The organism is Colwellia sp. F1, assembly GCF_056238625.1.
The window spans coordinates 102,709-116,851 of sequence record NZ_JBWDLI010000009.1; the positions used below are offsets into that span (position 1 = coordinate 102,709).

Below are 14,143 nucleotides of genomic sequence, written 5' to 3' on the forward strand. Positions count from 1 at the left end.
AACAGAAGCTGTCGCGCAAGATGAGACTGCATCTGAAGCATCAGCAACAGAAGCTGTCGCGCAAGATGAGACTGCATCTGAAGCATCAGCAACAGAAGCTGTCGCGCAAGATGAGGCTGCATCTGAAGCATCAGCAACTGAAGCATCAGCAACTGAAGCTGTCGCGCAAGATGAGGCTGCATCTGAAGCATCAGCAACTGAAGCCGTCGCGCAAGATGGGACTGTATCTGAAACCACTGAAGAAGTTGTCGTACAACAAGAAGCTGTCTCTGAAACAACAGCTGAAGCGACTAACACTGCTAGCCAGGTAACGGCAGAAGTCCCCGTAGCCACCACAGGTGAGACTAATGCCAAAGCTGTGGCTAAACCCAAGGTGAAAAAGGTCGAAACAAAAGCAACTAAAAAAGCACCGAAGAAAGATAAAAAATTAGCACGTCAAGTGAAAAAATCTAATCGTTTATCGGGTCGCGCTTCTTCGCCAATGACTAAAACTGAAACAATTACCACGATTAACGATATTCCTACTCGTTTCAAGGCAAACGAAGATCGTGTAGCACATAAAGTTTCAGGGCGTACTGCCATTGCTGCTGATGTAACCAGTAGAAGCTCAGCGGCAGCAACAAAACCCACTTTATAAGTTTTAGTATAAAACTTGATAGCAAAACAAAAGCCAGTTGTTAGTAATAACAACTGGCTTTTTAAATACAATAATAAATTAAATGAGGCTGTTAAGATTAAAGGCTTAAGAATAAAAATCCATAGTATAAAAACATAAAGGAGAAACCCCTCTACAAAGCCTTCAATAGCACTTATGAAAGCTTTTTTTCCCAAAAAAGTGCATGGCCTAATGCTGGCTCAAGTGCATACCCTGTAAACCCTAGTTTTTCATAAGCCTTTTGCGCCACAGAATTCCCCTGCAACACCTCCAAAGTTAATTTACAACAATCACGCTTTCGCGCTATTTTTTCAACTTCTGCAAACATTCTCCCGCTAAGACCCAAACCACGATATTTTGTCAACACTCCACAATCATGAATATTAATTAACGGCTGGCACTTAAAAGTAGAAAAACCTTCCACACAGTTAATAATTCCTGCCGGTGTATCGTCCACATAACAAAGCACGGTAAAAACATCGTTACGTTTTGCGAGTGTCGAAACTAAATTTTTTTGTACATTATCAGCTAACGCTTCTCCCCCGCCCATTGGATCAAGCGCATAGGCATTGAGTAAGTAAATTAAGTCCTGTGCATGCTGCTTATTCTTATAATCTGCCACTATTAGGGTTATTTTCATATTTTTATCACTACTTATCATAATTTGTGTCGAAATTATCGTATTGTTAGTTATAATGCAACCATGGCATAACCCCAATATATCTTAAATAAAAATCACAACTTAATGATGGAATAAGCACCCGTTTTCTTGATAAATAGAGACGAAAAATAAATGACTAATTCCCTATTATCTAGCGCATCTTCTTATTTAAAATAAAATTGTGATTTATTGCTGTTTCATCGCTAATCTCCCTGCTAGAATAGCGGAAATTTTTATTTGCCTTCATGTTGCCTCACTACAATTTTGTTTACATGATTTTTTCGGAAATATTTAGTAATGCGTACTAGTCAATACTTACTGTCTACCTTAAAAGAAACCCCTGCAACAGCAGAGGTAATAAGTCACAAATTAATGCTGCGTGCCGGCCTGGTGAGAAACCTTGCCTCTGGCTTATATACATGGTTACCCACTGGCTTACGTGTATTGAAAAAAGTTGAAAATATTGTGCGTGAAGAAATGCAACGAGCAGGTGTTAACGAAATATTAATGCCATTAGTTCAGCCTGCTGATTTATGGCAAGAGTCTGGTCGTTGGGATGATTACGGCCCAGAGCTATTACGTTTAAACGACCGTAACAAACGCCCTTTTGTCTTAGGTCCAACCCACGAAGAAGTCATCACAAAACTTGTTGCCAATGAGCTTAGTAGCTATAAACAGTTGCCGTTATCGTTATTTCAAATACAAACTAAATTTCGTGACGAAATGCGTCCCCGTTTTGGGATAATGCGCAGTCGTGAGTTTTTAATGAAGGACGCTTATTCCTTTCATTTAGAACAAGCATGTTTAGAAGCAACATACCAAAAAATATTCGATGCTTATTGTCGTATATTTGACCGTTTAGGGTTGGACTACCGCCCTGTACTCGCAGATACGGGCTCTATTGGTGGTGATGCGAGTCATGAGTTTCATGTACTGGCTGAATCAGGTGAAGATGATATTGCTTTTAGTGATACCAGCGACTTTGCCGCGAATGTAGAAAAAGCCGAGGCATTAGCACCAACTGAAAAACGCGCTGAGCCAAGTGAAACTTTAACAAAAGTATCAACACCTGGTATTAACACAATCGACGAACTCACGAGCTTTTTAGCTATTGATATTAAAAAAACAGTTAAAACATTATTGGTTTGCGGTGTTGAAGATGAACAAGGTGTAACCCCTATAATTGCGTTAGTGCTACGCGGCGACCATCAACTGAACGAAATAAAAGCTGAGTACTTGCCACAAGTTGCCGCCCCATTAACTTTTGCAAGTGATGAACAAATACAAGCAGCAGCCAATTGTAGTGCTGGCTTTGTAGGTCCCGTTGGCTTAAATATTGATGTTATTGTCGACAGAAGCGCAGCTCAGTTAAGTGACTTTGTTTGTGGGGCTAATGAAGAGAATAGCCACTATAGCGGTGTTAATTGGCAACGAGATTGTTCAACAATGACAATAGCTGATTTACGCAACGTTATTAACGGTGATCCAAGCCCTTGTGGTAAAGGCAAGATTGTTATAAAACGTGGTATAGAAGTTGGCCATATTTTCCAGCTAGGTACTAAGTATGCCGAAGCAATGAACTGCTCTGTTTTAAACGAAGGAGGTAAAAGCCAAACATTAACAATGGGTTGTTATGGTATAGGTGTATCTCGTATTGTTGCGGCTGCTATAGAGCAAAACAATGATGAGTACGGTATCAAATGGCCAAAAGCCATTGCCCCCTTTCAAGCGGCTATTGTGCCAATGAATATGGCAAAGTCAGCTCGTGTCAAAGAAACGGCAGAAGCCTTGTATGAACAGCTTTCACAAGCAGGAATTGAGGTTTTATTCGACGACAGAAAAGAGCGCCCCGGTGTTATGTTTGCTGATCATGAATTAATGGGCACTCCCTTCTTAATAATCGTGGGTGAGCGTAACCTAGATGCCCAACAGGTCGAGTATAAAAACCGTGTGACGGGTGAAAAGTCACTTATTGCTATTGCTGATGTGCCCAGTCTTTTTGATTAAAACCCACCGCTATCAATAATTTACTGCACTGTATTTTATTGTCATAAAAAGGAGCTTTCGCTCCTTTTTTGCACTTTAAACAACTAAAAGTGTTTTTTTATACTTTTTTAAGTAAAACAATTACAAATTATCATTAAAAACTTACCGTTAGCTATTTCAATACGCACTATTATTAGCAACAATAAGGGATTCTATTACCCCCCAAACAACAAAGAAGTGAATGCATCATGAAAGCTATTATCAAGTCATCTAAATTAAACAACGTTTGTTACGAAATTAGAGGACAAATAGCAGCCGAAGCACGCCGACTAGAAGATGAAGGGCATAAAATTCTTAAACTGAATATTGGTAACCCCGCCCCCTTTGGGTTTGAAGCGCCCGAAGACATTTTAAAAGACGTTATTTATAATTTACCTAGCTCACAAGGTTATAGTGAATCAAAAGGTATTTACTCTGCTCGCGTTGCTGTTATGCAATATTTTCAACAACAAGGAATAAAAGAAGTTGGGGTTGACGATATTTTTATCGGTAATGGGGTTAGCGAGTTGATAGTAATGGCTATGCAGGGATTGCTTAATAATGGTGATGAAGTGTTAATTCCTGCGCCTGATTACCCCTTATGGACAGCAGCTGTTGCCTTGTCTGGCGGTACTGCTAAACATTACATTTGCGATGACGAAAATTTCTGGTATCCCGACCTTGTCGATATGGAAAGTAAAATCACCGACAAAACAAAGGCGATAGTATTAATTAACCCGAATAACCCCACAGGTGCTGTTTACCCTGAAGAGATATTACAGGGAATAATCGCGCTCGCTAGAAAACACAGCTTAATCATTTTCAGTGACGAGATTTACGATAAAATATTATATGACCAAGCAAAACATATTCCAGCGGCCTCACTTGCGCAAGATGTCTTGATCATCACCATGGGGGGGTTATCTAAAAACTACCGCATAGCTGGGTTTAGAGCAGGCTGGATGGTGGTTTCTGGCCCTAAAATACACGCTGAAGACTATTTGGAAGGTCTTGATATTTTAGCGTCCATGCGATTATGTGCCAATGTCCCATGTCAGCATGCTATTCAAACTGCCTTAGGTGGTTATCAAAGTATTAATGAATTAATCACTGGTGATGGGCGTTTATTAAAGCAACGTAATATTGCAGCTAAAATGATTAACGACATTGATGGTTTATCATGTCACCCTGCCATGGGCGCTTTATATTTATTTGTCAAGGTAGATGCTAAAAAGTTCAACATCAGCAATGATGAAAAAATGATTTTAGATCTGCTTAAGCAAGAGAAAATTTTATTAGTACACGGGAGTGCTTTCAATATTAAAGCCAATAACTATTTTAGGCTGGTATTTTTACCTCACCTTGATGAATTAGTACCCGCTTTAGAAAGGCTTAAAAACTTCTTTTTAACTTACAAGCAAATATAAACCGACACTTACCTCTGCCTAAAGAAGTTAGCCATCGATAGGCTAACTTCTTTAGTCTGGGCGAGATAATTCGTCTAGTGTTTGCATGCAGGCAGGAAATTGAGTCTCAAAATATTCATTCACTTCTGGCCACTTTTTGCAATGGGCACTTACGCGCTGTTGTAATAATTTAGTGGCATCAATAAACTCCCTATTGCCTACATTAACTTCTGATAAACTATAATGGTATGCAGCTAAGTCATCAGCAGCTTTAACAATGGCTTTTGTTTGCTTATCTACCTTTGCCTGTATAACTAACGGTGCCATTGCTTCGTGTAAATACTCGGGCAAACCTTCATACACCATAGAGCGCTCGACTTCACGCTCTATTTTTTTTATTTGTTTCGTTAATTCAGGGTTGTTATATTTCAGTGGGCTAGGAATATCGCCAACACCACCAGACTCCGATGCCTCATGGTAAAGTGCAGCTAATGCAATATTTGAGGGTTCGTAGGGTCGGTCAAATTTTATCTTACCAATTAAGGCAATTTGGTGGCTAATTAATGCCACCTCAAAGGAATGTTGGGCACAGGTTTCTGGCTCTCTTGATGTCATCAGGGGCCAACGAATAATTTTTCTAAGCCTTAACATCCATGCACTAAAACTCCCTTTTTTATGATGAAACATAGCATTATGTGGGAGTTACCCCCCTTTCCTATAGCAAATTTATTAAGAGGCTAGCTGTTAAGCTTGGGCTTGGTATTGTTATAGGCTGCTTTATAGTAGCAACCAAAGCAGCGTTAAACTTAGCGAAAAAGCAGTACACTATCATTATATGTTAATGAAATTGTGTGACCACTTCATTAACTATTTCTTTAATAACTCTAGCTGGGCTGTTTTCATCGGCTGAGCTGATTCGCTTCGTTGCCCAACCATGCCACGTAGGTTGACGTAATTTAACATCATAAACATCTATTGCTAACTTACCCTCTGTGTATTGACGAACTCTATTTTCTGTACTCAAGCTAGTAGAAAACAAGCCACCGTAATACCCCCAACCAAAACGTGTATGATAAAGCGAGGGAGCGCTACTCACTGTCACTTTATCACGGTTGCCCACGGTATAAGAAATCGTAAAGTCAGCCTGTTCAGTATCTGTTACTAAGGTATATCCTTTAGCAATAAACGCTTGTTCTATTGCTTGATCAACACGAAACTTCATTACGGGGTTAAAGTCTTCTGCTGGTGCCATTATTTTACTTGGTGTTGACCAAGCAAAGGTTTTATAATCTTTAGTGTCTATATTAGTGTTTTTATCATAACCAACTTTTGCTTTATAAGTACTTGCACAGCTTGACACAAATAAAATTGCGACAGTTATCAAGAGTGTTTTAATAGTGTTCATATTATTTTCTCCTACTCATTTCACTAAAACCTAATTGAATCATATTTTAAATCTAAAGCTTGTAACTGGTAATTAACGTTATTCAATTGTTATTCAATTAAGGTGTTTAGCTATTATATTTACTATAAAACATAATGAAACACTAAAGTTATAAAAGCAAAGGTTTAGCCGCAATACTACACCTTTTGTAACACTTTCATGCTGTAGCTAAAATAAATTTACTAAATATTGTTCATTATGTATTTAAAGGTTGACAGTGATTACTAAACCCTTTAAAAATAGAGGTAAGTATTACCTTTAAATAAAAATATAATTAACTATGTGTTTAGTAAACTCAACAAATAAAATTAACCTTGTCCTCTTGGTCGTAGTGATAGTCAAATCACTGCGCGGATTAGGTTGTTAACACGTTAGTTTAAGTTAAATCAGGTAAGCAAACAAATAACCAAACCCTCGCGCTAAATATAGTTCGAGGGTTTTTTTGTATTATTCATCAGAGGTATCAATATGACAACAGAGCTTTTTACTGGTGCAGAAATGGTAGTTAAAGCACTATCAGCACTTAAGGTTAAATATATTTTTGGCTACCCGGGTGGGTCCGTTTTAGATCTTTACGATGCTATTTTTCAACAAGATGAAATTGAACATATTTTAGTGCGCCATGAACAAGCGGCAACTCATATGGCCGACGGTTATACACGTGCTACAGGTGAAGTTGGTGTGGTTTTGGCAACATCAGGCCCTGGCGCAACTAACTGTGTTACTGGTATCGCCACCGCCTATATGGACTCAATACCAATGGTTGTTTTAGCAGGTCAAGTTGCAACCACGTTAATTGGTAATGATGCCTTTCAAGAAACAGATATTGTTGGCTGTACTCGCCCAATTATTAAGCACAGTTTTAATTGTCGTGATTTAGCTGACATTCCAAACGTCATCGCTAAAGCTTTTTATATTGCCAGCACTGGCAGACCAGGCCCAGTCGTTGTTGAGTTGCCAAAAGATTTACTTATTCCACAAAAGAAGGCGCCTTTTCACATTGAAACGAATGTAACAATGCGCTCATATAATCCTAATATTAAAGGTCATCCAAAGCAAATTCGTAAAGCGGCACAAGCAATAAGCGAAGCAAAAAGGTTAGTTGTATACTCCGGTGGCGGTATTGTAATAGCCGATGCTGCGGAGTTATTAACTACTTTAGTTGAAACATTAAAAGCACCTGTAACCAATACGTTAATGGGCCTTGGTGGTATTTCTGGCACGCACAAAAACTTTATTGGCATGCTAGGGATGCATGGCAGCTTAGAAGCGAATAAAGCTATGGCCAATGCGGATGTTATTCTTGCTCTTGGTGTTCGCTTTGATGACAGAGTTACCAATAACGTAGAAAAGTTTTGCCCTAACGCTAACATTATTCATGTTGACATTGACCCAACATCTATTTCCAAAACTATCAATGCTCACATCCCGGTTGTTGGCCTAGTCGACATTGTAATGCAACAATTATTGGATGAACTTAAAATAATTAAATACCAACCTGACGAAGAAGCATTAAAAGATTGGTGGCAACGCATTAATTTATGGCGTGGTATGAAAAGCTTTGGCTACAAACAAATTGAAGGTGAAAAAATAAAGCCACAACGCGTTGTAGAGGCCATGTATAGAATTACCAACGGTGAAGCTTATGTCGCGTCTGATGTTGGGCAACACCAAATGTTTGCTGCACAACATTACCCTTTCGCTAAGCCTCGCCAATGGATAAACTCTGGCGGTGCCGGCACTATGGGCTTTGGTTTGCCTGCTGCAATGGGCGCTAAACTTGCTTTCCCAGACAAACATGTAATCTGTATTACCGGCGATGGTTCAATTCAAATGAATATTCAAGAGCTATCGACTTGTAAACAATATAATTTACCTGTGGTGATTATCACGTTAAATAATCGCTCTCTTGGGATGGTTAGGCAATGGCAAGACATGGTTTATGATGGTAGGCACGCTTCATCTTATATGGAGTCACTACCTGACTTTATTAAAGTTGCAGAAGCTTATGGGCATGTTGGTATTCAAATTGACACCTTAGACGAGCTAGATTCAAAATTAGAGCAAGCCTTTAACATTAAAGACAAATTAGTCTTTGTTGATGTATTAGTGGATGAAAAAGAACATGTTTACCCCATGCATATACGTCAAGGTGCTATTGATGACATGTGGATGTCTAAGGGAGTTAAAGCCTAATGAAGCGCTTCATAACCCCACCGATAGCACACATCAGCCCTATGAACAAAACTGCACAACACTGGGCTAATATAACAATTTCAGGAGACAAAGCATCATGCGACATATTTTAGCTATTTTACTGGAAAATGGACCGGGAGCTTTATCGCGTATCGTTGGCCTTTTTTCACAACGCGCATTTAACATTGAAAGCTTAACCGTAGCACCGACAGACGATCACAGTTTATCGCGCATCACTATTTCTACTATTGGTGATGAGAAGGTTTTAGAGCAAATAGTAAAGCAAGTAAACAAGCTTGTTGATGTTATTAAAGTGTCTGAATTAACAGAGCGAAAACACGTTGAACGTGAATTACTGCTGGTTAAAGTGGCCGCGGTCAGTGATAAAACACGTACTGAAGTAAAACGTATTACTGATATCTTTAGAGGCTCTATTATCGATATTGGTAAACAGGTTTATACTGTTGAGTTAACTGGCAACAGCAGTAAACTTAATGCCTTTATTGAAGCATTAAGTAATGAAACTAAAATAATAGAGTCAGCTCGATCTGGTTGTGTAGGTATGGCTCGCGGAGAGCAAGCTTTACGAGTGTAACAAAGTGATATTAAAAGCAGGATAGCGTTGTATTTGTCTATATTATAGCTACCATTGGCAACGTTACTTGTTTAAAGCTACTTTGTTTACAAACATGAACTGTGACTAATCGGCTTAGCGTTTTTTATTAAAAGAGTACTTATGATCAAACCAGGAAAATACCAACACTTCAAGGGCAGTTACTACCAAGTCATGCATCTTGCAAAACATAGCGAAACCGAAGAGCACTTAGTGGTTTACCACCCTTTAGCGAATGAAAATGATATTTGGGTACGGCCTTTAGCTATGTTTAATGAAACCATTGAACGTGACGGCAAAAGTATACAGCGCTTTAAGTTTGTCGAAGCTTAATCGCTGTAATAACCTTTATGGCATTACTCGCACAAAGAGCCCTGCTAACAAAAAAGAGCCCGTAACAATATTTGTTCTAGGCTCTTTTTTCAGGTAGTAGTCAATTTTTTAAACCATAGAATTATAGCTTTTCATTAAAGCGGGTAAAGCCTTGCGCTAAATCAGCGATAAGGTCATCTACATCTTCTAAACCAATATGTAAACGAATTAACGGAAACTCAGCTGTCCATTGCGTGGCACTTCTGATGGCGCCTACCCCAGTAATCCCTAGAATAAGCGATTCAAAACCACCCCACGAATAGCCCATTTTAAAGTACGATAAACCATCAAGAAAAGCGGTCAGTGCTGCTCTATTGCCACAGTTAAGGGTAAAAGAGAACAAGCCATTTGCACCAGTAAAGTCACGTTTGAAAAACTCATGCCCTGGGCAAGACTCAAAAGCTGGGTGTAAAACCGTATCAACTTCAGGCCTACTTTGTAACCACTTGGCTACTTTTAAAGCACTCGTTTGGTGCTGTTTTAAACGCACGCCTAGGGTGCGGATCCCCCGTAATGCAAGGTAGAGATCATCAGGTGATGTACATTGCCCCATTAAGTAACTGTTATCACGCAATTGTGGCCAATACTTTTCTGTTGCGCTTGCAGTACCTAACATTACATCTGAATGTCCAACAATGTATTTTGTTGCCGCCTGTATGCTAATATCAACACCGTAATCAAATGCTTTAAAGTTAACGCCTGCCCCCCATGTATTGTCAAGCATAACAATACAGTCGTGCTTATGTGCTATTTTAGCAATGGTAGGTACATCTTGTACTTCCATGGTAATAGAGCCTGGAGACTCTAAAAATACAATACGGGTATTGGGCTGAATTAATGCCTCAATATCGGCGCCTATGAGCGGGTCGTAATAGGTTGTTTCAACACCCATTTTAGCTAAAATTTTGTCACAATAATCACGAGTAGGCTCATAAACACTATCAACCATTAAAATATGGTCGCCAGCTTGCACAAAAGAAATAATTGCATTGGTGATAGCTGCAGTACCCGACGGATAAAGGGCGCAACCCGCCCCGCCTTCAAGGGCTGTCATGGCATCGCTAAAAGCAAACGCTGTTGTTGTGCCTCGTCTACCGTAAACCATGGTTTGCTTATGTGTATTTTTTAACGCATTATTCATTTCAGCAACGGTTTCAAATACAACCGTTGAAGCGCGGGTAACACTGGGGTTAACAACGCCTTTTGTCCACTTTGCCTTTCGGCCTGCTGTAATTATTTTAGTATCTTGTTTCATGTAATTTAACCTTTGGCGTTAAAGAGTTTAAAGCGCTATTTGTCTATTTTCACTAAAGAGTATTGAGCACATTAAAGTGCACTGTTTATCTATCAGCTTACTTTTCGCTGCTATTGAACATAACAACTATTTAACAGCGCCCTGCTCTTCGGCGATGATATTAGCTTTTAATTCTTTGTTTTCTTTACTTAACAGCATATTATCTGCAATTGATTCTTCTAGCTCTGCTTGTACTTTACACAAGTTAGATATCGCTTCCATTTTTTCCTTTTTAGTTTGTTTTTCTTTTTCTACTAACTCAGCAAGCTTATTTTGGGTAATGTCTAATGTAGCTATGAGCTGTTTAATGTCCGTTTCATGTTCATTTTTGGCATAATTTCCATTTTGTAAAAGGGTAAACTCTTCTTTATTTTCATCATTTGCTAACGCTTGAGTTAAGTATTCAAAACCATGACGAATAACAATAAACAGTATGGTGATTAGTAAAACAACGAGATATTGGTTTGACGTCACCGATGCAGCTGCTGTTTGCAACTTTAAGCCAAAGTCCCCTTTGGTGGTTATAAATGAAACAATAAACTCATTATGCCAGACAAACCAAATAACAATATATGACACAAAAAAGTGAAACGATGGTTTTAAATTTAATACAATAGATAAGAACATTTTTGTTTGACTTGATAGCATAAAATCCCTTTAAAATATAATATTAAAACTGTAGGTAAGTAGTTTATTCATTTGTCTTTTAGTTAACTTATCTTTGATACAAGTCGTATTACTTATAATGTTTTATTAACCTTACTGTAAGGCTTTAGTTAGCAGTTTTATAAGTTTCACGCTACTAAAGCTCTCAAAGCCAGCTGGCTATACAACAAGTTGCGCACCCACTGTAGTTAGCTCACGCCTCTTATATTATGTTGCCAGTTTTAAAATAGACAAGCAAGTAAAGTACCTTGAGTTTACGAGTAAAAAACATATGGCTAACCCGTTGATACAAGATGAATATTAATTAAATACGTCTTTAAAATCGCGTATTATATACGAATTAAAACAAGTTAATTTGTTTACTTACAATTAAATCGAATGATTTGCCCAAAAAAGGTAATACATCATCGGCAATGGGTTTGATTTGTTTATCAATATAGTGTTCGTAGTCTAAGTTACCTGTTGACAATTCTATTGGCATTACCCCATTTAGCGTCATTACATACTTAATTGTACTTCTTTTTCTATATTTAGGCGCAAGCCCTGCTTCTATTGAAGCGTTATTAGCAAGTAAACATGCTTTAACGTGCGGTGGGGTATTAATATAATCTTTTAGCTCTCGCCTAATTTTTTTCATGTAGATGAGTTCGTTATCGTACTTACCTGCCCTAATATCACTTAAGAAGGCACAAATGTAGGCTTCAACAGGTTGGCCGTCAAACACCAAACGATAAAGAGTTTGCTGAAATATTTTACTTGCTTGGGTCCAGTCACTTCTAACGGTTTCTAGCCCTTTAAAAACAAGTTTTGCGTTGCTTAAACCAACATACCTTTTTTTTGTCCCTGTTTTTTGCCCTTTAACCGTTTCTTGTCCGCGTATTGTTGGCATTAAAAACCGAGTAAAGTGTGTTTCAAACTCGATTTCTAAATCGCAGGGTAAATCAAATTCAGCTTTAAGGTAACATTGCCACTTTTTGTTGATAAAATTTTGAAGCTCACGCCCTAAAGTCTTACATTCACTAACTGCTTTATCATCCCCCACGTGCACAAAAATAGAGTCAGTGTCACCATAAATAACCCGAAAACCTTTCTCTTCAATCCAGCGTGTGGTGGTTTTTAATATTTCATGGCTGCGTTTAGTAATAGAGCCTGATAAACGCGGGTCGAAAAACCGGCAACCGGTAGAGCCTAAAATACCATAAAAGCTATTCATAATAATTTTAATTGCTTGCGATAAAGCTGCATTTTTTTGTAATTTTGCTTTGTCTCGCTCTAACCATAGTGACGTGATTATATCGGGCAAGAAGTGCTTCTCTCTTGAAAAGACTGCGCCATCAAAACCAGCAATAACTTTTTCACTTTCCCCTGCTTGTGCTACTGCTAAAGCTCCTTCAACCAACCCCATAGGATCTATTTTAAAATTTCGTATTATACTGGGATACAGTGATTTAAAATCCAGTACTAACACATTGCTATAAAGCCCTGGAATGGAGTCCATGACATAACCACCAGGAGAGATAAGATCAGAAACACCGTCCCCCATATTAGGCGCTACATAACCACTTCGGTGCAATTTAGGTAAATATAGGTTAGTAAAAGCCGCTACTGAGCCACCTATTCTGTCAATCGCTAGGCCCGTTAATTGGGCACGCAGTTGCGCAAACTCTAACAACTGTGTTTTGTCAAATATTAGCCATACCAACCGGCAGTCTTCAAGGTTGTATGCCGCTAAGGCTGGTTTGTTGTATAAAAAGTTTTTGCTAATTTCAGCAACTCTATTCTCAACATCATCAACTTTTTTCCCTAGGCCTAGTAAAGTATTCGCAACGTTATCTAACGAAAAGCTGGGGAAACTATACGTTGCGCTTTTAAGTAAATCAATGCCATCGAGAACCACTCTGCCGGCAATTTCAATAAATAATTGCTCTGCGTTGTTGTGATTAGTTCGCCAGCGAGGTGCACTACCATCACGCCCAATAGCAAACTTTATTTGGTGAAAGTCCATTCGCTTTTGCAATAGACGAAAGTCAAAATTAATAACATTCCAGCCAATAAAAATATCGGCATCAAAAATATTTATTTGCTGTATTAATTGGCTTAGTAGTTGTTTTTCATTTGCAACCCAAATAATATAAGGCTGCGCATCACTTTGTGATTCACCAATCATTATAACACAGTTAAACTCCTCATTATTATTGGCATACAGCCCCACTGAATATAGTTCACCTGCCATTGAACATTCAATATCAAGCGACAACATGCTGAGCTTAATTGCTATATTTTTTGCTGACTTTTTACATTTAACTTGCACTGGAGTTGAGTGGCTAGGGTTCATAGCCTTAGGTGCTATTGGTGCACTGGGTTGCATGGCGGGGTTACCATAAACATAGTCAATATCAGCCGTAATAAAGCGTTCCATTAAATAACGGTCGTCAGGGCGTATATCATCTTCATAACATTTTATTTGTTTTGCTTTAAGGCATTCTCGTGCACGATAAAACTGCGACAAGCTGGCAAAATAAAAACCATGAACGAGAACTTGACCAAAGGTTTTTAACGCCAATTTATGCTGTTTTATTAAGTGGATATGCTGTTGTTGTAAAAGGGTTTGTGCTAATGGCGCGTGCTGCGTTTCAACAAAAAATACGGCTAACTCATTTTCTATTACCAGTTTTTTCGCACCTTCTAGGGTTTTCAACCATAAGGTGATTTGTAAAGAATCCGCTTTATCTTGCACTTGACGGCTTAATAAAAAACCGTGTTGAACTTGTTGCGCTACATTAGTTTGCATATTTTTAATAATTCAATAGA

11 protein-coding genes and 1 pseudogene are annotated in these 14,143 nt (G+C 38.5%); 6 read left to right on the top strand and 6 right to left on the bottom strand.

Translation table 11 applies throughout. The features are described from left to right. Window positions 1-637 (top strand): annotated as a pseudogene (locus AC0UA9_RS10305) (ribonuclease E); the annotation flags it as partial. A 172-nt stretch (window positions 638-809) separates the two neighbouring features. Here the strand turns inward: AC0UA9_RS10305 and AC0UA9_RS10310 are convergent. Further along, the gene (locus AC0UA9_RS10310; RefSeq protein ID WP_475659768.1) at window positions 810-1,295 is read right to left on the bottom strand and encodes a GNAT family N-acetyltransferase; all 486 of its coding nucleotides are present in this window, start codon (window positions 1,293-1,295) and stop codon (window positions 810-812) included. A 318-nt stretch (window positions 1,296-1,613) separates the two neighbouring features. On the opposite strand from AC0UA9_RS10310, the gene AC0UA9_RS10315 reads away from it, so the two are divergent. Beyond that, complete coding sequence (locus AC0UA9_RS10315; protein WP_475659770.1) at window positions 1,614-3,323, top strand: proline--tRNA ligase; 1,710 nt, start codon at window positions 1,614-1,616, stop codon at window positions 3,321-3,323. A gap of 227 nt (window positions 3,324-3,550) precedes the next feature. Continuing rightward, the gene (locus tag AC0UA9_RS10320; protein WP_475659771.1) at window positions 3,551-4,768 is read left to right on the top strand and encodes a pyridoxal phosphate-dependent aminotransferase; all 1,218 of its coding nucleotides are present in this window, start codon (window positions 3,551-3,553) and stop codon (window positions 4,766-4,768) included. A 51-nt stretch (window positions 4,769-4,819) separates the two neighbouring features. On the opposite strand, the gene yfbR is transcribed toward AC0UA9_RS10320, so the two are convergent. Next, a complete protein-coding gene (gene yfbR, locus AC0UA9_RS10325) occupies window positions 4,820-5,434 on the bottom strand; it encodes a 5'-deoxynucleotidase (RefSeq protein WP_475659773.1) in 615 nt (204 codons plus the stop codon). Between the two features lie 151 nt (window positions 5,435-5,585). Continuing rightward, a complete protein-coding gene (locus AC0UA9_RS10330; protein ID WP_475659774.1) occupies window positions 5,586-6,152 on the bottom strand; it encodes a DUF4136 domain-containing protein in 567 nt (188 codons plus the stop codon). A 507-nt stretch (window positions 6,153-6,659) separates the two neighbouring features. Here AC0UA9_RS10330 and AC0UA9_RS10335 point away from each other — a divergent pair. From AC0UA9_RS10335 to AC0UA9_RS10345, 3 genes are all read left to right on the top strand, one after another. Next, the gene (locus AC0UA9_RS10335) at window positions 6,660-8,387 is read left to right on the top strand and encodes an acetolactate synthase 3 large subunit (protein WP_475659776.1); all 1,728 of its coding nucleotides are present in this window, start codon (window positions 6,660-6,662) and stop codon (window positions 8,385-8,387) included. A 97-nt stretch (window positions 8,388-8,484) separates the two neighbouring features. Then, the gene (gene ilvN / locus AC0UA9_RS10340; RefSeq protein WP_475659777.1) at window positions 8,485-8,982 is read left to right on the top strand and encodes an acetolactate synthase small subunit; all 498 of its coding nucleotides are present in this window, start codon (window positions 8,485-8,487) and stop codon (window positions 8,980-8,982) included. A gap of 141 nt (window positions 8,983-9,123) precedes the next feature. Beyond that, a complete protein-coding gene (locus AC0UA9_RS10345; RefSeq protein ID WP_475659779.1) occupies window positions 9,124-9,333 on the top strand; it encodes a DUF1653 domain-containing protein in 210 nt (69 codons plus the stop codon). A 121-nt stretch (window positions 9,334-9,454) separates the two neighbouring features. On the opposite strand, the gene AC0UA9_RS10350 is transcribed toward AC0UA9_RS10345, so the two are convergent. The 3 genes from AC0UA9_RS10350 to AC0UA9_RS10360 all read right to left on the bottom strand — a co-directional run bounded on the left by AC0UA9_RS10350 (window position 9,455) and on the right by AC0UA9_RS10360 (window position 14,123). Continuing rightward, complete coding sequence (locus AC0UA9_RS10350; protein ID WP_475659781.1) at window positions 9,455-10,627, bottom strand: cystathionine beta-lyase; 1,173 nt, start codon at window positions 10,625-10,627, stop codon at window positions 9,455-9,457. Between the two features lie 126 nt (window positions 10,628-10,753). Beyond that, entirely contained in the window at window positions 10,754-11,314 is a 561-nt protein-coding gene (locus tag AC0UA9_RS10355) for a hypothetical protein (protein WP_475659782.1), read from the bottom strand. 358 nt (window positions 11,315-11,672) lie between these two features. After that, window positions 11,673-14,123: a DNA polymerase II gene (locus tag AC0UA9_RS10360; RefSeq protein ID WP_475659783.1), complete on the bottom strand. Its 2,451-nt coding sequence runs from the start codon at window positions 14,121-14,123 to the stop codon at window positions 11,673-11,675. Window positions 14,124-14,143: the final 20 nt, after the last annotated feature.